Below are 24,498 nucleotides of genomic sequence, written 5' to 3' on the forward strand. Positions count from 1 at the left end.
CGTGCGGGCAGCACAAAGCCCCGGCAGGCTTCCGCCTACCAGGGCTTCGATGCGTACGAACTGGGGTGTCAGGCCGCGACGACATCCACGACGTCTGCCGGGGACTTGATGGTCACGCGGTCCTCCGGCACACCGGCCAGGGACGTGACGGACACCGAATTGAGCTTGGGCCGCACCGGTGCGGGCACCGGATCGCTCGCGGCCGCGGACGCTGCCAGCTCGGCGAGCGCCAGCTCATCGCTGACCTCCCGCATGAGCTCGGACATGCGCACGTCCAGCGCGTCACAGATCGACGAGAGCAGTTCGGAGGACGCCTCCTTCTGCCCCCTCTCGACCTCGGACAAATAGCCGAGCGATACCCGGGCGGAGGAAGAGACCTCGCGCAGGGTTCGGCCCTGGCGCTGACGCTGTCGGCGCAGCACGTCACCCAGCAGGCGACGAAGCAGAATCATCGCTGGCTCCCTCCTCGGACCTCGGATCCGGATCCTTCTCGCCCCACCGTACCGCCTCGGGCGGTACCAGTGCCGGGCGCAAGTACGTGTTCACTCAGGGCTGCAAACATCCATTCCCCCCGTGTTGTTCCGTATCCTGTGCCCGCGTATTTTCTGTCAGTTCGCTCAACAACAGTGCGAGCACGGCGCGAATGGTGTCCTGGCGGATCCGGTCGCGATCACCCGCCAGCGACAGGCGGCGCACCGCTCCGGCACCGTCCGGTCCCTGGACCGCCACGAAAACGGTGCCCACGGGATGCCCGTCCTGAGCATCGGGGCCGGCCACACCCGTGGTGGCGAGGCCCCAGTCGGCACCCAGCACCCGCCGCACACCGCTCGCCATCTGCCGGGCGACCTCGCCGTCGACGGCCCCGCGCGCGGCCAGCAGGGCGCCGTCCACGCCCAGCACCTCCCGCTTGACCTCGGTCGCATACGCCGTGACGGAGCCCCGGACCACCCGTGAGGCCCCCGGGACCGCGGTCAGCGCGCCCGCCACCAGTCCACCGGTCAGCGATTCCGCCACGGCCAGGCTCTGACCCCGCCCGGCGAGCAGCTCCAGCGCCCCGGCCGCGGCAGAACCCGGCCCGCTCACCGTGCCGCGTCCCGCTCGGCGCGATCGGCCCGCTCCCGGGCCAGCCCGGCCCGGCGCAGCACCACGGCCTGCCGGACGTAGTCGAGCCCGGTGACGACGGTCAGTGCCACCGCCACCGCCATCACCCACCAGCGGAAAGTGGCCAGCGGACCGGTCAGCACCAGGACGTACATACCGACCGCGGTGCCCTGCGCCAATGTCTTGATTTTGCCGCCACGACTGGCCGGAATGACTCCATGCTTGATCACCCAGAACCGCATCAGCGTGATGCCGAGCTCCCGGAAGAGGATCACTCCGGTCACCCACCAGGGCAGATCGCCCAGCACCGACAGACAGATCAGCGCGGCACCCATGATCGCCTTGTCCGCGATCGGGTCGGCGATCTTGCCGAAGTCGGTGACCAGGTTGTAAGCGCGCGCCAGATGCCCGTCGAAAATGTCGGTGATCATGGCGACGGCGAACGCGGCCCAGGCGAAGACGCGCCAGACCGGATCCGTTCCGTCGTCGTGCATCAGCAGCAGCACGAAGGCCGGAACCAGCACCAGCCGCAGCATCGTCAGGACGTTGGCGATGTTCCACAGCCCGGCCTGCCGGACGACCGGCGCCGTGCGCGGGCCACCAGCTGCGGATGCCGGGACTCCGGTCATCTGCCCGCCTCCTCGGTACACCCCGTGCCCTCCACCGACAGCACCTCCGCGACGAGGTCCACGCCCTCGCTCGCCACCACCTTTGCTTCGACCATACGACCGGGCTCCAGCTCCTGGCCGGTCGACAGCAGGGTGACGCCGTCGGTCTCCGGAGCCTGGTGCGCGGCCCGCCCGACGACACCGTCCTCGTCGTCGGTCCGGTCGACCAGCACCCGCAGCGTCTCGCCGATCCGCTCCTCGGCGCGCTGCGCGGTCAGCTCCTCGGCCAGCCGCGACACCCGCGCCAGCCGCTCGGCGACCACGTCCGGGTCGACCTTGTCCTCGTACGAGGCGGCCTCGGTGCCGTCCTCGTCGGAGTAACCGAAGACGCCGATGGCATCGAGCCGGGCCTCGGTGATGAAGCGCTCCAGTTCCGCCAGGTCGCTCTCGCTCTCCCCGGGGAAGCCGACGATGAAGTTCGAGCGGGCACCGGCCTGCGGCGCCTTGGTACGGATCGTCTCCAGCAGCTCCAGGAAGCTGTCCGTGCCGCCGAAGCGCCGCATGGTGCGCAGCACACCGGGCGCCGAGTGCTGGAAGGACAGATCGAAGTAGGGCGCCACCTTGTCGGTGCCGGTCAGCACGTCGATGAGGCCGGGCCGCATCTCCGCGGGCTGCAGGTAGCTGACCCGGATCCGCTCGATGCCGTCGACGGCCGCCAGCTCCGGCAGCAGCGTCTCCAGCAGCCGGATGTCGCCGAGGTCCTTGCCGTAGGAGGTGTTGTTCTCGGAGACCAGCATGATCTCCTTCACACCCTCCCCGGCCAGCCAGCGCGTCTCCCCGAGCACATCGGAGGGCCGGCGGGAGATGAAGGAGCCGCGGAAGGACGGGATGGCGCAGAACGAGCAGCGCCGGTCGCAGCCGGAGGCCAGCTTCACCGAGGCCACCGGGCTGCTGCCGAGACGGCGGCGCAGCGGGGCCCGCGGTCCGGAGGCCGGTGCGACGCCCTCCGGCAGATCCTCGGGCGGGGTGTCCTGGGCATGGCCGGGCAGCGCGACCTCGGCGGCGTCCTGGCGCTCGGCCGGGCTGATCGGCAGCAGCTTGCGGCGGTCGCGCGGGGTGTGCGAGGCGTGGATGCCGCCGCTCAGGATGGTCTGCAGACGGCCGGAGATATCGCCGTAGTCGTCGAAGCCGAGCACCCCGTCCGCCTCGGGCAGCGCCTCGGCGAGCTCCTTGCCGTAGCGCTCGGCCATGCAGCCGACGGCCACTACGGCCTGGGTTCTGCCGTGATCCTTCAGATCGTTGGCTTCCAGCAGGGCATCGACGGAGTCCTTCTTGGCGGCCTCGACGAAACCACAGGTGTTGACGACGGCGACATCGGCATCGGCGGCTTCCTCGACGAGGTCCCAGCCGTCCGCTGCCAGGCGGCCTGCGAGCTCCTCCGAGTCCACCTCGTTACGGGCGCAGCCAAGAGTGACAAGGGCGACGGTACGGCGTTCGGGCATAGGCCTCAGCCTACTTTGTCCCCGCCACCCCCTTGGCGCGCAGGTCTCCGCCGCCGGACCCGGGCCGCCGGGCCGGGCGGCGGACGCCCCCCGGTGAGGGCGCTCAGCCCGCCTGGGGGTCCCCTGGCGTGTAGCTGAGCCGCTCTACGGTGCCCTTCTCGCCGACCCGCTTGACCTCCTTGCCGTTGACGTACAGCTGCACGGCTCCGGCGTTACCGAGGACCAGGTCGATCCGCTTCTTGTCGGTGATGGTCTTGGACTCGCCCTGCTTGAGCAGACCGTCCTCCAGGAGCTTGCCGTTGGCGTCCTTGGCGGAGATCCAGCTCTGGCCGTCGCGGGCGGTCACCTTGATCGTGACCTTGTCCTTCGGCAGCCCTGCCACGGCACTGTCGGACGGCTCGGGGTCGGGCTTGATGGGCGGCTTGATGGTGGAGGGATGGCGGGTGGGCGCCGGCGCCGGCTTCGCATGGGCGTCGCCGGCCGCGATCGGGCCGCCGTCGCTCTTGTCGCCGCCCGTGAAGAGCGTGAAGCCCGCGAAGCCGACCACCACGACGATCGCCGCGACCATCGCCGCGGTCCAATTGGGGCGGCGCGGCTCGGAGCGGATCCGTTCGGCTTCGAAGAGGGGCGCGGCGGGGGTCGGCGCGGGCCGGCCGCCGTGCTCGGCGTCGAACTGGTCGATCAGGGGTCGGGGATCGAGGGATACGGCGCGGGCGAGCGCCCGGATGTGCCCCCGGGCGTAGACGTCGCCGCCACAGCGGGAGAAGTCGTCCTGCTCGATCGCGTGCACGAGGGGAATGCGCACCCGTGTCGTCGTACTGACCTCTTCGACGGTCAGTCCCGCTCCGATACGGGCCTTCTGGAGGGCAGAACCGACGGAAGGCCGGTCTGCTTCGGGGGAGTTGCCGATGGACACGGAGGCGCCTTTCGAGCGTGTAGCCACCTGCTGGAAGTTCAGTCTAGGGGTGGGGCGAAAGGGTCGGGCAAGCGGGAGAGCGGACTTTGTACGCCATCGGAACGCCGTCGGCGGTGCCCTGGGGCTCGATGGTGAAGCATCGTTCCCTCATCTCCCTCAACTTGACGTATCGGCAGGAGAAACGGTTGCCTTCTTCTTTCCTGCGGGTGACCCGGATATCTGTGCTACTCCGTAGCCTCCCCCCGGATCACCGCCAGCACTCCGTCCAGTTCGTCAGGCTTCACAAGAACGTCACGAGCCTTCGACCCCTCGCTCGGACCGACGATGTTCCGCGACTCCATCAGGTCCATCAGCCGCCCGGCCTTGGCGAACCCCACCCGCAGCTTGCGCTGAAGCATGGACGTCGACCCGAACTGGGTGGAAACCACCAGCTCAGCGGCCTGACACAGCAGATCGAGGTCATCGCCGATGTCCTCGTCGATCTCCTTCTTCTTGGCCGTGCCGACGGTGACGTCGTCGCGGAAGACGGGCGCCATCTGGTCCTTGCAGTGCTGGACGACCGCCCCGACCTCCGCCTCGGTCACGAACGCGCCCTGCATACGCACCGGCTTGTTGGCGCCCATCGGCAGGAACAGGCCGTCGCCCTTGCCGATCAGCTTCTCGGCGCCCGGCTGGTCGAGGATGACCCGGCTGTCGGCGAGCGACGAGGTGGCGAACGCGAGCCGGGAGGGCACATTGGCCTTGATCAGGCCGGTGACCACATCGACGGACGGGCGCTGGGTGGCGAGCACCAGGTGGATGCCTGCCGCACGGGCGAGCTGGGTGATGCGGACGATCGAGTCCTCCACATCGCGCGGCGCGACCATCATCAGGTCCGCCAGCTCGTCGACGATGACCAGCAGATACGGGTACGGCGCCAGCTCGCGCTCGCTGCCCTCCGGTGCGCTGACCTTGCCGCTGCGCACCGCTTCGTTGAAGTCGTCGATGTGCCGGAAGCCGTAGGCCGCGAGATCGTCGTAGCGCAGGTCCATCTCGCGCACCACCCACTGCAGCGCCTCGGCGGCCCGCTTGGGGTTGGTGATGATCGGTGTGATCAGATGCGGGATGCCCTCGTACGCGGTCAGCTCGACGCGCTTGGGGTCGACCAGCACCATCCGGACGTCCTCCGGCGTGGCCCGCATCATGACCGAGGTGATCAGGCAGTTGATGCAGGAGGACTTTCCGGAGCCGGTGGCACCGGCCACCAGGACGTGCGGCATCTTCGTCATGTTGGCCATGACGTAGCCGCCCTCGACGTCCTTGCCGAGCGCCACCAGCATCGGATGATCGTCGTCCGCGGCGTCGGCCAGCCGCAGCACATCACCGAGGTTGACCATCTCGCGGTCGGTGTTGGGGATCTCGATGCCGACCGCGGACTTCCCGGGGATCGGGCTGATGATGCGGACGTCGGGGCTGGCCACCGCGTAGGCGATGTTCTTGGCCAGCGCGGTGATCTTCTCGACCTTGACGGCCGGGCCGAGCTCGACCTCGTAGCGGGTGACCGTCGGGCCCCGGGTGAAGCCGGTGACCGCGGCATCGACCTTGAACTCCTGGAAGACCGTGGTCAGCGCGGTCACTATGGCGTCGTTCGCGGCGCTGCGGGTCTTGCCGGGCCCGCCCCGCGAGAGCAGGTCCAGCGAGGGCAGCGAGTAGGTGATGTCACCGGACAGCTGGAGCTGCTCGGCACGGGCCGGCAGCTCGCCCGAGCGCTCGGGCGGGGCCTTGGTGAAGTCCGGCACGGCGGGAGTGTGCTCGGCCGCGGGCGGCTCCGGCTCCGCGCCGCGGGCCGGCGGCACCGTGCCGCTCTCCCCCGCGGTGTCCTCGCCGTCGTGGCCCCGGCGGTCCCCGGAGATGCTGCTGCTGAGGCCGGCGACGAGCGGTGAGGGCTGGACACCGTGCAGCACCGCGCCGTCCAGCGCGGCGGCCGCCGCGGCGGCGACATCCACCGCGTCCATCGGCCGGTCCGGGGCGGTCTGTGCGGAGGCCCGGCGCGGTCGGCGCCGCTTGGCCAGGGCCGCTTCCTCTATCGCGTCCGGATCGTTCGCGGCCGGTGCGGCTGCGGCGCTGCGGCGCTGCCTGCGGACGGGCTGCTCGCGCCACTCCTCCGCATACTCCTCGACCTCGTCGTAGTCCGCCTCGTCCGCCACCGGGTGCACCACGCCCAGCTTGATGCCGAGCGCCCGCAGCCGCTGCGGGATGGCGTTCACCGGCGTCGCGGTGACCACCAGCAGCCCGAAGAGGGTCAGCAGCGCCAGCAGCGCCACCGCCAGGGTCTGGCCGACGGTGAAGATCAGCGGCTTGGACGCGACCCACCCGAGGTAGCCGCCGGCGTCCTGTACGGCGGCCAGTCCGTCGTCCCGGCCCGGAGAGCCACAGGCCATCGCGACCTGTCCGAGGACGCCGACGACCAGCGCGGACAGCCCGATGACGATCCGGCCGTTGGCCTCCGGCTTCTCGGGGTGCCGGATGAGGCGTACGGCGATGCCGCCCAGCAGTATCGGTACGACCAGATCGAGCCGGCCGAACGCGCCGGTCACCAACAGCTCGACGAGGTCGCCGACCGGGCCGCTGAGGTTGGACCAGGTACCGGCCGCGATCACCAGCGCCAGCCCGAGCAACAGCAGCGCCAGCCCGTCCTTGCGGTGCGCCGGATCGAGGTTCTTCGCGCCGCGGCCCATACCGCGGAACATCGCCCCGATGCCGTGTGCGAGCCCCAGCCAGCAGGCACGCGCGAGGCGGTAGACACCACCGGTGGGTGACGGCGCCGGTTTGGGGGCGGCCTTCTTGGCGGGTGCCCTCTTGGCCGGTGCCTTCTTCGCGGCCGCGGCCTTCTTGGCCGGTGGCTTCGCGGGCGCTTTCTTCGCGGCGCCCGCGGTCCGTCCGGCGCGCTGCTTCGAGGGGCCCGCCGTGCTCTGGGTTCCCTTGCCGGACGTACGTGAGGCCATGGCGACGAGATTACAGGCGAAAGCAGGCATGACACGAGCGCACGGCGCTTCACCCGAACGTGTCGCGCGCCCGTCTCATGAAGGGGTGTCAGTTCACCCCGCGGCGCTCCCCGACCCCGGCTCCAGGGCGTCCAGCGCCCTGCGCAGTCCGGTCAGTTTGCGCTCCAGATGCGCCGCGGTGGCGACCGCCGCCGCATCCGCCGTCTCGTCCAGCTGCTTGGACAGCGCCTCGGCCTGCTCCTCGACCGCGGCCAGCCGCGCGGAGAGCTCGGCGAGTAGCCCCGCGGACTCCCGCGCCTCGTCGGCGCTCGGCCGCCCGCCCTCCAGCTGCAGCCTCAGCAGGGAGGCCTGCTCCCGCAGTTGGCAGTTCTTCATGTACAGCTCGACGAACACCGAGACCTTGGCGCGCAGCACCCACGGGTCGAACGGCTTGGAGATGTAGTCCACCGCGCCGGCCGCGTATCCGCGGAAGGTGTGATGCGGGCCGTGGTTGATGGCCGTGAGGAAGATGATCGGGATGTCGCGGGTCCGCTCGCGCCGCTTGATGTGCGCGGCCGTCTCGAAACCGTCCATCCCCGGCATCTGCACATCGAGCAGAATCACCGCGAAATCGTCCGTGAGCAGTGCTTTGAGCGCTTCCTCCCCGGACGATGCCCGCACCAGTGTCTGATCGAGCGCAGAGAGGATCGCCTCCAGCGCCAGCAGATTCTCCGGCCGGTCATCGACCAGGAGGATCTTGGCCTTCTGCACCATGGCCCGTCCTCCTCGCCCCGGCATGGAACCGGACGCCGCCCCAGGGGACGACTCCGTCACGCCGCCCGTCCTTGTGCCGGTCATGGTAGCTGCACCCCGCCTGTCGCCACACCCTGTCACCGCGATGTCACTGTGCACGTAGCAGAAACGCAGACAGAGACCAGAAGGTTCCCCGTATCCCACGCTTCCACACGTCCGCGGCAACACTGAGTCAGCACGCGATGATCCCCTTTCGCCTCCATACTGGACGCTCCGTCACTCCGCGCGCATCCATTGCTCCATGACCGACAACAGATGATCGGTATCCACCGGCTTGGTCACGTAGTCGGAGGCTCCGGAGTCGATGCTCTTCTCCCGGTCGCCCTTCATCGCCTTCGCGGTCAGCGCGATGATGGGCAGTCCGGCGAACTGCGGCATCCTGCGGATCGCCGCCGTGGTCGCATAACCGTCCATCTCCGGCATCATGATGTCCATCAGGACCAGGACGATGTCGTCGTGCTGCTCCAGCACCTCGATGCCCTCGCGCCCGTTCTCCGCGTACAGCACCGACAGCCCGTGCTGCTCCAGGACGCTGGTGAGCGCGAAGACATTGCGGATGTCGTCATCGACGATCAGCACCTTCTCACCGTGGAATCCGCCCTCGAAGGCCGGGTCCACCAGATCCTGGCCGTTGCCGATCCAGGGCTCCTCCGCGGGCTGCTGCGGGACCGGCTGCGGTGTCTGCGGCGGCGCCTGCGGAGCCTGCTGCGGGGCCTGCTGCGGCGCCGCGGACGACTGCCGCCCGGAGAGCTCGAAGCGCCGCGGGGTCCCCGAAATCGCCCGGCGGCGGCGCCGGCTGAGGCTGCCTCCGACGCCCTGCTCGTGGTCCGGCTGCTCCTCGGCCTCCTGCTGCCCGACCTCCGTCTCGCGCGCCTCCGCGTCCATCGCGATCCCGCCGGCCACCAGCTGCGGGTAGCCCTGCGGCGGCAGCCCGCCCGGGTTGTGCGGCAGGTAGAGCGTGAACGTGGAGCCGCGGTTGGGCTCGCTCGCGGCATGGATCTCGCCGCCCAGCAGCCGGGCGATCTCCCGGCTGATGGACAGGCCCAGGCCCGTACCGCCGTACTTGCGGCTGGTCGTGCCGTCCGCCTGCTTGAACGCCTCGAAGATGACCCGCATCTTGCTGGACGCGATACCGATACCGGTGTCGGTCACCGAGAAGGCGATCATGTCCGCGTCCGGGTCGCGCAGCGAACCGTGCTCCAGCAGCTGCTCCCTGATGGCCACCGGAACATCCGCACCGGCCGGCCGGATCACCAGCTCGACGGCGCCGCTGTCGGTGAACTTCACCGCGTTGGACAGCAGGTTGCGCAGCACCTGCAGCAGCCGCTGCTCATCGGTGTGCAGTGTCGCCGGCAGCTCCGGGGAGACCCGTACGGAGAAGTCGAGTCCCTTCTCCGCGGTCAGCGGCCGGAACGTCGCCTCCACGTAGTCGACGAGCTGGACCAGCGCGATCCGCGTCGGGCTGACGTCCATCTTGCCGGCCTCGACCTTGGACAGGTCCAGAATGTCGTTGATCAGCTGGAGCAGGTCGGAACCGGCCCCATGGATGGTTTCGGCGAATTCGACCTGCTTCGGGGAGAGATTCCCCTCGGCATTATCGGCCAGCAATTTGGCCAGAATCAGCAGGGAGTTGAGCGGCGTACGCAGCTCGTGCGACATGTTCGCCAGGAACTCCGACTTGTAGCGCATCGAGACCGCGAGCTGCTCGGCACGCTCCTCCAGGACCTGCCGCGCCTCCTCGATCTCGGTGTTCTTCACCTCGATGTCGCGGTTCTGCGCACGCAGCTGCTCGGCCTTCTCCTCCAGCTCCGTGTTGGACAGCTCCAGCGCCTTCTGCCGGCTCTCCAGCTCGCCCGAGCGCTCCTTGAGCTGCTCGGTCAGCTCCTGCGACTGCTTGAGCAGCACCTCGGTCTTGGTGTTCACCGAGATGGTGTTGACGCTGGTCGCGATCATCTCGGCGATCTGGCTGAGGAAGTCCTTCTGGATCTGGGTGAACGGCTGGAAGGACGCCAGCTCGATCACCCCGAGCACCTTGTCCTCGAACAGCACCGGCAGCACGATCACATTCGCCGGCGGCGCCTCACCCAGCCCGGAGGCGATCTTGAGATAGCCGGACGGGACGTTCTCCACCAGGATCGTGCGCCCCTCCTCCGCGGCCGTGCCGATCAGCGTCTCGCCCGGCCGGAAGGTCGTCGGCATCCCGCCCATGGCGTAGCCGTACGAGCCCATCAGCCGCAGTTCGTACGCGCCGGCCTCGCCGCCGTCCGCGCCGATCTCCTGGCTGTCGGGCTGCGCCGCGAGGAAGAACGCGCCGTGCTGGGCGGAGACCGCGGGCGAGAGCTCGCTCATGATGAGCGTGGCGACGTCCTTGAGGTCGCGCCGGCCCTGCATCAGACCGGAGATCCGGGCCAGGTTGCCCTTGAGCCAGTCCTGTTCCTCGTTGGCGAGGGTGGTCTCCCGGAGCGTGGAGATCATGGTGTTGACGTTGTCCTGGAGCTCCAGGATCTCGCCGGCCGCGTCCACATCGATTCGGACGTTGTGATCGCCGAGGGTGACCGCCGCGGCGACCGCGGCGATGGCCCGCACCTGGCGGGTCAGGTTGCCCGCCATCTCGTTCACCGATTCGGTCAGGTCCCGCCAGGTGCCCGCCACACCGCGCACCTGCGCCTGCCCACCGAGCTGCCCTTCCGTACCCACCTCGCGGGCCACCCTGGTGACCTGTTCGGCGAAGGAAGAGAGCTGGTCGACCATCGTGTTGATGGTGGTCTTCAGAGCGAGGATCTCGCCCCGCGCATCGATGTCGATCTTCTTGGTCAGATCGCCCTTGGCGATGGCGGTGGTGACCATGGCGATGTTGCGGACCTGGCCGGTCAGGTTGTTGGCCATCGAGTTCACGGACTCGGTGAGGTCCTTCCACGTACCGGCGACGCCGGGGACGCGGGCCTGACCGCCCAGGATGCCGTCGGTGCCCACCTCACGGGCCACCCGGGTGACCTCGTCGGCGAACGACGACAGCGTCGTGACCATCGTGTTGACCGTGTCGGCGAGCTGCGCGACCTCGCCGCGCGCCTCGACCGTGACCTTCTTCGTCAGGTCTCCGTTGGCGACCGCCGCCGAGACCTGGGAGATGTTGCGCACCTGGATGGTCAGGTTGTTGGCCATCAGGTTCACGTTGTCGCTGAGGTCCAGCCAGATACCGGTGGCACCCGGCACCCGCGCCTGACCGCCCAACTGGCCCTCGGTACCCACCTCACGGGCCACCCGGGTCACCTGCTCGGCGAACGACGACAGCTGGTCGACCATCGTGTTGACGGTCGTGACCAGTTCGAGGATCTCACCCTTGGCATCGACGGTGATCTTCTTGGACAGATCACCGCGGGCCACCGCGGTCGTCACCTCGGCGATGTTGCGCACCTGCGAGGTCAGGTTGTTCGCCATGAAGTTGACGGACTGGGTGAGGTCCTTCCACGTACCGCTGACGCCCTGCACCTCGGCCTGGCCGCCCAGGATGCCCTCGGTGCCCACCTCGCGGGCGACTCTGGTGACCTGCTCCGCGAACGAGGAGAGCTGGTCGACCATGGTGTTCAGGGTGTTCTTCAGCTCCAGGATCTCGCCCCGGGCGTCCACATCGATCTTCTGCGACAGGTCACCCCGGGCGACCGCCGTGGCGACCTGCGCGATGTTGCGGACCTGAGCCGTGAGGTTGCCGGCCATGCCGTTCACGGAGTCGGTCAGATCGCGCCAGACACCGGCGACGCCCGGCACCTGCGCCTGGCCGCCCAGCCTGCCGTCCGTACCGACCTCCCGGGCGACCCGGGTGACCTGCTCGGCGAAGGCGGAGAGCTGGTCCACCATCGTGTTGATGGTGTTCTTCAGCTCCAGGATCTCGCCGCGCGCATCCACGTCGATCTTCTGGGACAGGTCACCACGGGCCACCGCCGTCGTCACCTGGGCGATCTGCCGCACCTGTGAAGTCAGGTTCCCCGCCATGAAGTTGACGGAGTCGGTCAGTTCCTTCCAGGTGCCGCTGACGCCGTCCACCCGGGCCTGACCGCCCAGCCGGCCCTCCGTGCCCACGTCCCTGGCCATCCGTGTGACCTGGTCGGCGAACGAGGACAGCTGATCCACCATGGTGTTCACGGTGTTCTTCAGCTGCAGCATCTCGCCGGAGACATCGACGGTGACCTTCTGCGACAGATCACCGTTGGCCACCGCGGTCGTCACCTGGGCGATGTTGCGCACCTGCCCGGTCAGGTTGCGGAAGGCGGTGTTCACGGAGTCCGTGAGGTCCTTCCACGTCCCCGCGGCACCGGGCACCGCCGCCTGGCCGCCCAGCTCACCCTCGACACCGATCTCCCGCGCAACGCGCGTCACTTCGGCGCCGAACGAGGAGAGCTGACCCACCATCGTGTTGACGGTGTTCTTCAACTCCAGCATTTCACCGGCGACATCGACGGTGACGGTCTGCGAGAGGTCGCCGTTGGCGACCGCCGTCGTCACCTGTGCGATGTCCCGCACCTGCGCCGTCAGGTTGCGGAAGGCGGTGTTCACCGAATCGGTGAGGTCCTTCCACGTACCGGCCGCGCCCGGCACCTGCGCCTGACCGCCGAGCTGGCCCTCGGCGCCGACCTCGTTCGCCACCCGCGTCACTTCGTCCGCGAACGTCCGCAGCGTCTCGGTCATGGTGTTGATGGTGTCGGCCAGCTGCGCGACCTCGCCGCGTGCACTGACCGTGACCTTCTGCGACAGATCGCCGTTCGCGACGGCGGTGGTGACCTGAGCGATCCCGCGCACCTGCGCGGTGAGGTTGCCGGCCATGAGATTGACCGAATCCGTCAGGTCCTTCCACACGCCGGCGACACCGGGGACCTGCGCCTGACCGCCGAGCTCACCCTCCGTACCGACCTCACGGGCGACCCGCGTCACCTCGGAGGCGAACGAGGAGAGCTGGTCGACCATCGTGTTGACGGTGTTCTTCAGCTCCAGCATCTCGCCGGAGACATGGACGGTCACCTTGCGCGACAGATCACCCTTGGCCACCGCCGTGGTGACGAGAGCAATGTCACGCACCTGGGCCGTCAGCCGGGACGCCATGGTGTTGACGGATTCCGTGAGGTCCTTCCACGAACCCGACATTCCGCGCACCCGCGCCTGGCCGCCGAGCTTGCCCTCCGTACCGACCTCACTGGCCACTCTCGTGACCTCGTCGGTAAAGGCGGAGAGCTGGTCCACCAGCCCGTTGACGGTCCGGCCGACCTTCAGGAATTCACCCCGCAGAGGGTGCTCCGAAGAGCTGTCCGAACTGCGCGAGCGCAGATCCATCCGCTGTTCCAGGTCGCCCTCGGACACCGCCGACAGCACCCGTCCCACCTCGGAGACGGGCCGTACGAGGTCGTCGACCAGCGCATTCGAGGCGTCGATCGCCGCGGCCCAGGAGCCCTCGGCGGCGCCGACCTCCAGCCGTTCCGTGAGCTTGCCCTCACGGCCGACGACCCGGCGCACCCGCGTCAGCTCGCCCGTGAGGTGCAGATTGCGGTCCGCGACCTCGTTGAAGACCGCCGCGATCTCCGACATGACGCCGTCGCCGGAAACCGTGAGCCGTTTGCGGAAGTTCCCGTCCCGCATGGCAACCAACGCGACCAACAGCCGATTCAGCGCAGCCGTATCCACCTCGGTCGTCCCGTTGTTCCGGGATCGTCCGCCTTTCGCGCGTGTGCTTGCGCCCCGCGCCGCTGCGCCAGACTCCACGTTGTCCCTCCCGCAGGGTCGACCGTTCTACCCGGGCTTTCTCTTGATACTTGCCCAGTGTTTCACCATGGCCCAACCAGGCCATAACAGTTCGGCAGCATCGCACACCGTCCCGGTGCACGATTGGGGCGGAAACACACGTGACCGGCATCCTTGGGTGCGGCGAAGGTAAGTAACCTGGCATACGGCTGTCCACCGCCCCGGCCATCGAGCACGGGCGGTGGGGCGAGCACAACAGGTATTCGGAGGGGCGCCGCGACCATGGGGGAGCAGATCACCGACACACGCATGAGGAGACCAGTGATCACCGCGCGGGCCGCCGCAACCTTCGAGCCGGTCGGGCGCTCGGTCGCCACTGCCCGTGCATTCGTCCGCGACACCCTCCAGGGCTGGGGCTGCGCCGACATCGTCGACGACGCCGTCGTCCTGACCAGTGAGCTGGTCACCAACGCCGTGGTGCACGCCGGCACCGCCGCCGATGTGCTGTGTCTGCGCACCGACGGCGGAGTGCGGATCTCCGTCGCCGACCGCTACCCCGAACGTGAGATTCCGCTCCAGAACGCCGGCCAGGTCGTCGTCCACCCCGACCGCGAGGGTGGCCGCGGCCTGCTGCTGTGCGGCGCGCTGGCCGCCCGCTGGGGCGTCGAGTACACCGCCGCACAAAAACACGTGTGGTTCCAGCTCGACCTCCCCGAGCGCCCAGCCGGCACCCGCTCCGCGGGCCCCGCGCTGCCCGTGGACGCCCTCCCGGTCACCGACACCCGCGTCCGGGTCGCCGTGATCCAGATCGACCGCGGCGGCTGCGTCAGCTTCTGGAACGAGGACGCCCAGGACCTCTTCGCCTACGACCCCGAGCAGGTCATCGGCAAACCGCTCACCGACTTCGCCGCCTGGCCGCACACCCCCGGCACCGGCACCGGCATCGCCGAGGCCCTCCAGCTGTCCCGCTGGGAGGGCTCCTACGGCATAAGGGGCGCCGACGGCCGGGTCGTCCCCGTCTACGCCTCCCACCTGCGCGTCCGCGACGCCGACGGCGAGGCCTCCACGGTCTGCCTCCTGGTGCGCGACCACGAGCGCGCGATCCTGCAGAGCCCCCAGCGCACACCCGCCCCCGACGCCGCCTCCCAGGCCTCGCCGTCGGAGGGACGCCCCTCCGACCCGTTCGAGGTCTTCATCGGCTCCCCGGCCCCCGACGACCTCGACGGGCTGCTCCAGCGCACCGTCGAACGCGCCCGCGACATGCTCGACGGCGACGCCGCCTACCTCCTCCTGGCCACCGACGACGAGACCGAGCTGGAGGTCCGCGCCTCCACGGGCCTGCCCTCCGCCCGCCAGCGGTTCGCCCGCGTCCCCGTCGAAGCCGGATCCGGACGCTACGGCTCCGCCCGGATGCCCGCCGTCCACGAGGACCTCACCGCCGTCCCCGGCGCCGTCCCCCTCCTCAGCGGCACGGGCATGCGCTCGGTCGTCACCGTCCCGCTGAAGGTCGAGGGCCGGCTGACCGGCTCCCTCGGCGTCGCCGCGGAGGGAGCCGGCCGCTACACCAACGAGGAAGCGCTACGGCTCCAGTTCGCCGCCGACCGCATCGCCCTCGCCGTCGAACGCGCCCGCCTGACCGAGCTGGAGAAGCTGCGCCGCGGCTCCCTCTCCTTCCTCGTCGAGGCCTCCGACCTCCTGGCCGGCACCCTCGACCGCGACCAGACCCTGGCCCTGATGGCGCAGATGACGGTCCCCACCCTCGCCACCTGGTGCGCCGTCTACACCGTCGCCGACCAGACCTCCGAACCCGAACTCTCCTATGTCCTGCACGAGGACGAGGACCGGATCGACGGCCTCAAGACCCTTCTGATGAAGGTCGATCCGCCCGAGCCGGTGCCCACCCCCGGCGCCCGGGTGTGGACCGCCCCCAGCGACGCCGCCCACGACGCCGCGCTGCGCACCTCGATGCGCAGCCTGGGCCTGGGCAACTCCGCCCGCCCGTCCACCGGTCCGGGCGCCACGCTCGCCACCGCCTCCGCCGTCGGCGGTGAGACCGTCGTGCTCCCCCTCGTCGCCCGCAACCGCGTCATCGGCATGCTCACCCTGGGCAAGCCCACCGAGGAACACTTCCGCCAGGAGATCCTGGAACTCGCCGAGGACCTCTCCCGCCGGGCCGCGCTCGCCCTCGACAACGCCCGCCTCTACTCCGAGCGCACGGCCATCAGCCAGTCCCTCCAGCGCAGTCTGCTGCCCCCCGAGCAGCCCGAGATCCCCGGTGTGGAGGTCGAGGTCATCTACCGCGCGGCCGGCGAGGGCAACGAGGTCGGTGGCGACTTCTACGACATCTTCCCGATCCGTGACGGCGTCTACGGCTTCGCCATCGGCGACGTCTGCGGTACGGGCCCGGAGGCCGCTGCCGTCACGGGCCTGGCCCGGCACGCCCTGCGGCTGCTCGCCCGCGAGGGCTTCGGCGGCCCCGCCGTCCTGGAGCGGCTCAACGCCGCCATCCTCGACGAGGGCGCCCGCAGCCGCTTCCTGACGCTCCTTTACGGCGAGCTCTGGCCGCAGAACGACGGCAGCGCCGTCCTCAAGGTCGTCTGCGCGGGCCATCCCCTTCCGCTCCGGCTGCGCCAGGACGGCACGGTCGAACCGGCCGCCGAGCCCCAGCCGCTCCTCGGCGTCATGGACGACCTGGAGCTCTACGAACAGACCGTCACCCTCGACCCCGGCGACGTCCTGCTGTGCGTGACCGACGGCGTCACCGAACGCCGCGAGGGCACCCGCATGCTCGGCGACGACGGCCTCACCGATGTCCTGACGACCTGTACGGGACTGACCGCCGGCGCCGTCGCCACCCGCGTGCTGCGCGCCGTGGAACGCTTCGCCGCCGAACCGGCCTCCGACGACATGGCCATCCTCGCCATGCGCGTCCCCGAATTCCAGGCGGGCTGACCAGGGGGGCAGCGGCCCGTGTGAACCGGATCACAGCCCACCGGCCGCTCCCCCTGCCACCACCTGCATCCTTGCGTACGGTGCAGAGCACCCTTGCCCGCACTGCACTGGAGTCACTCCCCACGGCCGCCCACGATACGGACCATGACTTCCACACCCGCCGGCTCGCCCGGTGACCTGCTCGCCGTGGTCAGCCAGACCGGTCCGACCGTCACCTTCTTCGACGCCGCCACCCACGAACGCCTCGAGGTGCTGCAACTCCCGCCGCAGCCGCACGAACTCTGCTTCGACCCGGACCACCGACTGCTGTACTGCGCCAGCACCTACCGCTCCGGCTTCTACCACGCCCACGAAGGCCGGGCCCACCGGATCACCGTCATCGACGTCGACACCCGCACCATCGTCGACACCCTCGACACCAGCCCCGACCACGCCCCGCACGGCCTGGCCCTCGACCGCGCCCGCGGCCGCCTGTACGCCAGCGTCGAGGCCACCGACACCGAGCCCGGCGGCGTCCTGGTCATCGACACCCGCACCCACGCCCGCCTCGGCCGCATCTCCACCATGGCCCCCGGCCCGCACTGGTTCGCCATCATCCCCGACGGACGGTACGGCTACGCCACCAACAAGGAAGCCCCGTTCGTCTCCGTCGTCGACCTCGACCGCGGGGAGTGCACGGGCCGCATCCCCGTCGCCGGCAGCGAAGGCCTCACCATCGCCCCCGACGGCCGTCATGCCTATGTGGCGGCTCCCAAGGCCGACTTCGCCACCCCGTCCTCGGCACCTACGGGCATCCACGTCATCGACACCGCCACCCACGAAATCATCCGCACCCTCCCCACCAAGGGACAGGTGATGCCGGTCCACGCCACGTCGACCGGTCTGCTCCTCGCCGGCGAACTGCGCCCGGACACCACACCCGGCGGACCGCTCGGCGCGCAACTCCCCGGAGCCCTGACCGTCTTCGCCGCCGATACTCTCGCCCCCCTCGGTGAGGTCGAGGTCGGCCGGTTCCCCCTCACCATCACCTCCTCCCCCGACGGCCGCCTCGGCTATGTCTCCGGAAATGTCTCCAGCACCGTGACCGTCGTCGACCTGACCACCCTGAGCCCGCTCGCCACCCTGGAAGTCGACCGCACCGACATATCCGGCGCCCACGGCCTGGCCTATATCGAAGCCCCGCAAAACTGACGCGTACCGCGGCACCGCGTCCCGATATGACAAAGGCCCCCGCCACTTGGCGGGGGCCTTTCTCCTCTGGAGCCCCAATACGGAATCGAACCGTAGACCTTCTCCTTACCATGGAGACGCTCTGCCGACTGAGCTATTGGGGCGCGGCAGCGGAATAGATATTACCCCAACTCGGCGACAGGTTCGAACCGCGGGGCACCGCTCGCTAAAAAGCGGGCTGCAGCAATCCGCCCAGTGCGTTGCACGCACCGACCATCTTGTGCAGCTCCCGCCGCGACATCCCCGCATGCACGGGCAGCGCCAGCGTCTCGTCCACCGCCCGCTCGGTCTGCGGCAGAAACACATCCCGCCGCAGCCCCGGCATCCGGTACACCGGCGCCAGCACGGGCACGCTGCACGCCACGCCCTTGGCCCGCAACGTCCGCGCGAACGCGTCCCGGTCCGGCCGCCCGTTGCCGGGCACCCGCACCACGTACCGCTCGTAGGTGTGCCCCGCCGCCGGCGCCGGCGTCCGGACCCCGTTGAGCCTGCCGTCGAGATACGCCGCATGTGCCCGCCGCAGGTCCGCGCCCGCCGGGTCCGCTCCGGGCTCGTCCTCCACCAGCACCAGCAGTCCGTGCCGCTGACCCACTTCACGGATCCAGCCGGCGTCCGCCCGCCGCCCGAAGCGGTTGACCGCCACGACGGCGGCGGTCTGAGTCGTCACCACGTCCGCCACCGCGGCCGGATCGAGGCAGTAGCTGTCGCCGTCCACATCGGCGAACACCGGCACCGCGCCCAACTCCACCACGGCCCGGGCCACTTCGGCGCTGCCATACGCCGGCACCACGACCTCATCACCCGCACGTACACCGGCCGACTTGAGCGTTCCTACTGTCCGCATACAGCGGATCCTGGTCAGCTGAGATGAACTTCGAGTTACGCCCATCACCCGGGGGGCAGAACAAAAAAGCTCCGGTCCCTGAACCAGAGGTTCAGGGACCGGAGCTGAAGAATTGTTCGGCGGCGTCCTACTCTCCCACAGGGTCCCCCCTGCAGTACCATCGGCGCTGAAAGGCTTAGCTTCCGGGTTCGGAATGTAACCGGGCGTTTCCCTAACGCAATGACCACCGAAACACTATGAAGTTAACCAACCCGGCACAAACACAGGTCGTTACTTCAGAACCTACACAGTGGACGCGAGCAACTGAGGACAAGCCCTCGGCCTATTAGTACCAGTCAACTCCACCCGTTACCAGGCTTCCATATCTGGCCTATCAACCCAGTCGTCTACTGGGAGCCTTAACCCCTCAAAGGGGGTGGGAGTCCTCATCTCGAAGCAGGCTTCCCGCTTAGATGCTTTCAGCGGTTATCCTTTCCGAACGTAGCCAACCAGCCATGCCCTTGGCAGGACAACTGGCACACCAGAGGTTCGTCCGTCCCGGTCCTCTCGTACTAGGGACAGCCCTTCTCAAGACTCCTACGCGCACAGCGGATAGGGACCGAACTGTCTCACGACGTTCTAAACCCAGCTCGCGTACCGCTTTAATGGGCGAACAGCCCAACCCTTGGGACCGACTCCAGCCCCAGGATGCGACGAGCCGACATCGAGGTGCCAAACCATCCCGTCGATATGGACTCTTGGGGAAGATCAGCCTGTTATCCCCGGGGTACCTTTTATCCGTTGAGCGACGGCGCTTCCACAAGCCACCGCCGGATCACTAGTCCCTACTTTCGTACCTGCTCGACCCGTCAGTCTCACAGTCAAGCTCCCTTGTGCACTTACACTCAACACCTGATTGCCAACCAGGCTGAGGGAACCTTTGGGCGCCTCCGTTACTCTTTAGGAGGCAACCGCCCCAGTTAAACTACCCACCAGACACTGTCCCTGATCCGGATCACGGACCCAGGTTAGACATCCAGCACGACCAGAGTGGTATTTCAACAATGACTCCACAACCACTGGCGTGGCCGCTTCAAAGTCTCCCACCTATCCTACACAAGCCGAACCGAACACCAATATCAAGCTATAGTAAAGGTCCCGGGGTCTTTCCGTCCTGCTGCGCGAAACGAGCATCTTTACTCGTAATGCAATTTCACCGGGCCTATGGTTGAGACAGTCGAGAAGTCGTTACGCCATTCGTGCAGGTCGGAACTTACCCGACAAGGAATTTCGCTACCTTAGGATGGTTATAGTTACCACCGCCGTTTACTGGCGCTTAAGTTCTCAGCTTCGCCAACCCGAAAGTTGACTAACCGGTCCCCTTAACGTTCCAGCACCGGGCAGGCGTCAGTCCGTATACATCGCCTTACGGCTTCGCACGGACCTGTGTTTTTAGTAAACAGTCGCTTCTCGCTGGTCTCTGCGGCCACCACCAGCTCACCGAGTAAATCGGATCACCAGCAATGGCCCCCCTTCTCCCGAAGTTACGGGGGCATTTTGCCGAGTTCCTTAACCATAGTTCACCCGAACGCCTCGGTATTCTCTACCTGACCACCTGAGTCGGTTTAGGGTACGGGCCGCCATGAAACTCGCTAGAGGCTTTTCTCGACAGCATAGGATCATCCACTTCACCACAATCGGCTCGGCATCAGGTCTCAGCCTTAACGTGTGACGGATTTACCTACCACACGGCCTACACCCTTACCCCGGGACAACCACCGCCCGGGCTGGACTACCTTCCTGCGTCACCCCATCGCTTACCTACTACCACCTTGGATCGGCGGCTCCACCACGTCCCTTTGTCCGAAGACTCCAGGCCGGCTTCACGGCCTTAGCATTAATGGATTCGATATTGGGCGTTTCAAAGCGGGTACCGGAATATCAACCGGTTGTCCATCGACTACGCCTGTCGGCCTCGCCTTAGGTCCCGACTTACCCTGGGCAGATCAGCTTGACCCAGGAACCCTTAGTCAATCGGCGCACACGTTTCCCACGTGTGTATCGCTACTCATGCCTGCATTCTCACTCGTGAACCGTCCACAACTCGTTTCCACGGCTGCTTCACCCGGCACACGACGCTCCCCTACCCATCACAGCGGGCGTTGGCCCTCATGCTGCAATGACACGACTTCGGCGGTGTGCTTGAGCCCCGCTACATTGTCGGCGCGGAATCACTTGACCAGTGAGCTATTACGCACTCTTTCAAGGATGGCTGCTTCTAAGCCAACCTCCTGGTTGTCTCTGCGACTCCACATCCTTTCCCACTTAGCACACGCTTAGGGGCCTTAGTCGATGCTCTGGGCTGTTTCCCTCTCGACCATGGAGCTTATCCCCCACAGTCTCACTGCCGCGCTCTCACTTACCGGCATTCGGAGTTTGGCTAAGGTCAGTAACCCGGTAGGGCCCATCGCCTATCCAGTGCTCTACCTCCGGCAAGAAACACACGACGCTGCACCTAAATGCATTTCGGGGAGAACCAGCTATCACGGAGTTTGATTGGCCTTTCACCCCTAACCACAGGTCATCCCCCAGGTTTTCAACCCTGGTGGGTTCGGTCCTCCACGAAGTCTTACCTCCGCTTCAACCTGCCCATGGCTAGATCACTCCGCTTCGGGTCTTGGGCACGCTACTCAACGCCCTATTCGGACTCGCTTTCGCTACGGCTTCCCCACACGGGTTAACCTCGCAACATACCGCAAACTCGCAGGCTCATTCTTCAAAAGGCACGCAGTCACGACACAAGAAACAAGTCCTTGTGCGACGCTCCCACGGCTTGTAGGCACACGGTTTCAGGTACTATTTCACTCCGCTCCCGCGGTACTTTTCACCATTCCCTCACGGTACTATCCGCTATCGGTCACCAGGGAATATTTAGGCTTAACGGGTGGTCCCGCCAGATTCACACGGGATTTCTCGGGCCCCGTGCTACTTGGGTGTCTCTTAAACGAGCCGTTGATGTTTCAGCTACGGGGGTCTTACCCTCTACGCCGGACCTTTCGCATGTCCTTCGCCTACACCAACGGTTTCTGACTCGTCCCACAGCCGGCAGACTGCAGAAAAGAGATCCCACAACCCCAACCACGCAACCCCTGCCGGGTATCACACGTGACTGGTTTGGCCTCATCCGGTTTCGCTCGCCACTACTCCCGGAATCACGGTTGTTTTCTCTTCCTGCGGGTACTGAGATGTTTCACTTCCCCGCGTTCCCTCCACACTGCCTATGTGTTCAGCAGCGGGTGACAGCCCATGACGACTGCCGGGTTTCCCCATTCGGACACCCCCGGATCAAAGCTCGGTTGACAGCTCCCCGGGGCCTATCGTGGCCTCCCACGTCCTTCATCGGTTCCTGGTGCCAAGGCATCCACCGTGCGCCCTTAAAAACTTGGCCACAGATGCTCGCGTCCACTGTGCAGTTCTCAAGCAACGACCAGCCACCCGTCACACACCTGCAATCAGATGCTTCACCGGGGCCGGCATCGCGAAGGTCCAGACAACAGTCCGTACCCTCAGATACCCAACAGCGCGCCCGGCCCACTCCATCAATCCCCACGTTCCACGCCGAAGCAGTACTAGTGACAACCAATCAAGTGCGCCGAATAGTCAACGTTCCACCCATGAGCTAACCACCGTCGAACATTTGCCGACGTAGTGGCTCTGGACAACCTTGCGGCTGCCTAGATGCTCCTTAGAAAGGAGGTGATCCAGCCGCACCTTCCGGTACGGCTACCTTGTTACGACTTCGTCCCAATCGCCAGTCCCACCTTCGACGATTCCCTCCCACAAGGGGTTGGGCCACCGGCTTCGGGTGTTACCGACTTTCGTGACGTGACGGGCGGTGTGTACAAGGCCCGGGAACGTATTCACCGCAGCAATGCTGATCTGCGATTACTAGCAACTCCGACTTCATGGGGTCGAGTTGCAGACCCCAATCCGAACTGAGACCGGCTTTTTGAGATTCGCTCCACCTCGCGGTATCGCAGCTCATTGTACCGGCCATTGTAGCACGTGTGCAGCCCAAGACATAAGGGGCATGATGACTTGACGTCGTCCCCACCTTCCTCCGAGTTGACCCCGGCAGTCTCCTGTGAGTCCCCATCACCCCGAAGGGCATGCTGGCAACACAGAACAAGGGTTGCGCTCGTTGCGGGACTTAACCCAACATCTCACGACACGAGCTGACGACAGCCATGCACCACCTGTACACCGACCACAAGGGGGACCCTGTCTCCAGGGTTTTCCGGTGTATGTCAAGCCTTGGTAAGGTTCTTCGCGTTGCGTCGAATTAAGCCACATGCTCCGCTGCTTGTGCGGGCCCCCGTCAATTCCTTTGAGTTTTAGCCTTGCGGCCGTACTCCCCAGGCGGGGAACTTAATGCGTTAGCTGCGGCACGGACGACGTGGAATGTCGCCCACACCTAGTTCCCAACGTTTACGGCGTGGACTACCAGGGTATCTAATCCTGTTCGCTCCCCACGCTTTCGCTCCTCAGCGTCAGTATCGGCCCAGAGATCCGCCTTCGCCACCGGTGTTCCTCCTGATATCTGCGCATTTCACCGCTACACCAGGAATTCCGATCTCCCCTACCGAACTCTAGCCTGCCCGTATCGAATGCAGACCCGGGGTTAAGCCCCGGGCTTTCACATCCGACGTGACAAGCCGCCTACGAGCTCTTTACGCCCAATAATTCCGGACAACGCTTGCGCCCTACGTATTACCGCGGCTGCTGGCACGTAGTTAGCCGGCGCTTCTTCTGCAGGTACCGTCACTTTCGCTTCTTCCCTGCTGAAAGAGGTTTACAACCCGAAGGCCGTCATCCCTCACGCGGCGTCGCTGCATCAGGCTTTCGCCCATTGTGCAATATTCCCCACTGCTGCCTCCCGTAGGAGTCTGGGCCGTGTCTCAGTCCCAGTGTGGCCGGTCGCCCTCTCAGGCCGGCTACCCGTCGTCGCCTTGGTAGGCCATCACCCCACCAACAAGCTGATAGGCCGCGGGCTCATCCTTCACCGCCGGAGCTTTCCACCACCAGACCATGCGGTCGGTAGTCGTATCCGGTATTAGACCCCGTTTCCAGGGCTTGTCCCAGAGTGAAGGGCAGATTGCCCACGTGTTACTCACCCGTTCGCCACTAATCCCCTCCCGAAGGAGGTTCATCGTTCGACTTGCATGTGTTAAGCACGCCGCCAGCGTTCGTCCTGAGCCAGGATCAAACTCTCCGTGAATGTTTACCCGTAATCGGGTCAACACACACGAGAGCGGAACCACCGGACGGAATAAGTCTGGTGGTTCACAGCGTCCTCGCTGTGTGTGCCACCCCGACCGCATGGGCCGTGGTGGACTTTCAAAGGAACCTCATCCGCCGGAAGTGTTCCGGTAGACGGGGTATCAACATATCTGGCGTTGACTTTTGGCACGCTGTTGAGTTCTCAAGGAACGGACGCTTCCTTTGTTCCTGTTTCACCAGGATCTCCGGGCGCTTCCCTTCGGTCTTGCGTTTCCGACTCTATCAGATCCTTGCGGGCCCGATTTTCGCCGGCGCGTTTCCACCTTTCGGCTTCTTCGCTTTTCCGACTCTACCAGATCCGATTTCGTTCCGTTTCCGGTTCGAATTCGTTCCGATTTCCCGTCGGAGGGGGGTGCCTTTCGGCTGATCCGACTTTATCAGATTGCTCTGGGTCGGAATTCCGCCCGATCTTCCCGGGGCGCTCCGTACGCACGGCGTGCGGCGCTTCCCGTTCAGGCGGAGCCGTAAACGTACTGGAGCGGGGCGCCTGGATGCAAATCCGGGCGCCCCGCTCCTACTTGAG

11 protein-coding genes, 1 tRNA gene and 3 rRNA genes are annotated in these 24,498 nt (G+C 66.8%); 2 read left to right on the forward strand and 13 right to left on the reverse strand.

Annotated features, from left to right (window positions below):
* Window positions 1-68: 68 nt before the first annotated feature.
* The 8 genes from SLV14N_RS10550 to SLV14N_RS10585 all read right to left on the reverse strand — a co-directional run bounded on the left by SLV14N_RS10550 (window position 69) and on the right by SLV14N_RS10585 (window position 13,651).
* Window positions 69-452 (reverse strand): helix-turn-helix domain-containing protein, encoded by a 384-nt coding sequence (locus tag SLV14N_RS10550; RefSeq protein ID WP_018092941.1) that lies wholly within the window; start codon window positions 450-452, stop codon window positions 69-71.
* A gap of 94 nt (window positions 453-546) precedes the next feature.
* A complete protein-coding gene (locus SLV14N_RS10555) occupies window positions 547-1,083 on the reverse strand; it encodes a CinA family protein (protein ID WP_263269136.1) in 537 nt (178 codons plus the stop codon).
* A complete protein-coding gene (gene pgsA / locus SLV14N_RS10560) occupies window positions 1,080-1,730 on the reverse strand; it encodes a CDP-diacylglycerol--glycerol-3-phosphate 3-phosphatidyltransferase (protein ID WP_208680718.1) in 651 nt (216 codons plus the stop codon). The genes SLV14N_RS10555 and pgsA overlap by 4 nt, the downstream gene beginning before the upstream one ends.
* Entirely contained in the window at window positions 1,727-3,211 is a 1,485-nt protein-coding gene (gene rimO / locus SLV14N_RS10565) for a 30S ribosomal protein S12 methylthiotransferase RimO (protein ID WP_208680719.1), read from the reverse strand. The genes pgsA and rimO overlap by 4 nt, the downstream gene beginning before the upstream one ends.
* A gap of 103 nt (window positions 3,212-3,314) precedes the next feature.
* Window positions 3,315-4,127 (reverse strand): helix-turn-helix domain-containing protein, encoded by an 813-nt coding sequence (locus tag SLV14N_RS10570; protein WP_263269139.1) that lies wholly within the window; start codon window positions 4,125-4,127, stop codon window positions 3,315-3,317.
* Window positions 4,128-4,351: 224 nt separating this feature from the next.
* Window positions 4,352-7,111 (reverse strand): DNA translocase FtsK, encoded by a 2,760-nt coding sequence (locus SLV14N_RS10575; RefSeq protein ID WP_263269141.1) that lies wholly within the window; start codon window positions 7,109-7,111, stop codon window positions 4,352-4,354.
* Window positions 7,112-7,204: 93 nt separating this feature from the next.
* Entirely contained in the window at window positions 7,205-7,864 is a 660-nt protein-coding gene (locus SLV14N_RS10580; protein ID WP_018092947.1) for a two-component system response regulator, read from the reverse strand.
* 255 nt (window positions 7,865-8,119) lie between these two features.
* A complete protein-coding gene (locus SLV14N_RS10585) occupies window positions 8,120-13,651 on the reverse strand; it encodes a HAMP domain-containing protein (protein ID WP_263269143.1) in 5,532 nt (1,843 codons plus the stop codon).
* Window positions 13,652-13,939: 288 nt separating this feature from the next.
* Here SLV14N_RS10585 and SLV14N_RS10590 point away from each other — a divergent pair, with 288 nt between their 5' ends.
* Both SLV14N_RS10590 and SLV14N_RS10595 read left to right on the forward strand, forming a co-directional pair.
* The gene (locus tag SLV14N_RS10590; protein WP_263269144.1) at window positions 13,940-16,582 is read left to right on the forward strand and encodes a SpoIIE family protein phosphatase; all 2,643 of its coding nucleotides are present in this window, start codon (window positions 13,940-13,942) and stop codon (window positions 16,580-16,582) included.
* Window positions 16,583-16,726: 144 nt separating this feature from the next.
* Complete coding sequence (locus SLV14N_RS10595; protein ID WP_263269146.1) at window positions 16,727-17,773, forward strand: YncE family protein; 1,047 nt, start codon at window positions 16,727-16,729, stop codon at window positions 17,771-17,773.
* Between the two features lie 67 nt (window positions 17,774-17,840).
* Here the strand turns inward: SLV14N_RS10595 and SLV14N_RS10600 are convergent.
* From SLV14N_RS10600 to SLV14N_RS10620, 5 genes are all read right to left on the reverse strand, one after another.
* A tRNA-Thr gene (locus SLV14N_RS10600) sits at window positions 17,841-17,916 on the reverse strand.
* Window positions 17,917-17,978: 62 nt separating this feature from the next.
* Complete coding sequence (locus SLV14N_RS10605; RefSeq protein ID WP_208680724.1) at window positions 17,979-18,656, reverse strand: DegT/DnrJ/EryC1/StrS family aminotransferase; 678 nt, start codon at window positions 18,654-18,656, stop codon at window positions 17,979-17,981.
* Window positions 18,657-18,770: 114 nt separating this feature from the next.
* Window positions 18,771-18,887 (reverse strand): 5S ribosomal RNA (gene rrf / locus SLV14N_RS10610).
* A 74-nt stretch (window positions 18,888-18,961) separates the two neighbouring features.
* Window positions 18,962-22,083: ribosomal RNA gene (locus tag SLV14N_RS10615) — 23S ribosomal RNA — on the reverse strand.
* A gap of 301 nt (window positions 22,084-22,384) precedes the next feature.
* Window positions 22,385-23,913 (reverse strand): 16S ribosomal RNA (locus SLV14N_RS10620).
* Together the 16S, 23S and 5S rRNA genes form the textbook arrangement of a ribosomal RNA operon.
* Window positions 23,914-24,498 lie beyond the last annotated feature (585 nt).

The sequence above is a fragment of the Streptomyces sp. Je 1-4 4N24 genome (assembly GCF_026239515.1).
Taxonomy (GTDB): Bacteria; Actinomycetota; Actinomycetes; order Streptomycetales; family Streptomycetaceae; genus Streptomyces; species Streptomyces nigrescens.

Bases quoted from the DNA above. Each gene is read 5' to 3' on its own strand.
- rimO (WP_208680719.1), bottom strand. From the start codon at position 3,211: ATGCCCGAACGCCGTACCGTCGCCCTTGTCACTCTTGGCTGCGCCCGT.
- SLV14N_RS10580 (WP_018092947.1), bottom strand. From the start codon at position 7,864: ATGGTGCAGAAGGCCAAGATCCTCCTGGTCGATGACCGGCCGGAGAAT.
- SLV14N_RS10605 (WP_208680724.1), bottom strand. From the start codon at position 18,656: ATGCGGACAGTAGGAACGCTCAAGTCGGCCGGTGTACGTGCGGGTGAT.
- SLV14N_RS10595 (WP_263269146.1), top strand. From the start codon at position 16,727: ATGACTTCCACACCCGCCGGCTCGCCCGGTGACCTGCTCGCCGTGGTC.
- SLV14N_RS10550 (WP_018092941.1), bottom strand. From the start codon at position 452: ATGATTCTGCTTCGTCGCCTGCTGGGTGACGTGCTGCGCCGACAGCGT.
- SLV14N_RS10575 (WP_263269141.1), bottom strand. From the start codon at position 7,111: ATGGCCTCACGTACGTCCGGCAAGGGAACCCAGAGCACGGCGGGCCCC.
- pgsA (WP_208680718.1), bottom strand. From the start codon at position 1,730: ATGACCGGAGTCCCGGCATCCGCAGCTGGTGGCCCGCGCACGGCGCCG.
- SLV14N_RS10590 (WP_263269144.1), top strand. From the start codon at position 13,940: ATGAGGAGACCAGTGATCACCGCGCGGGCCGCCGCAACCTTCGAGCCG.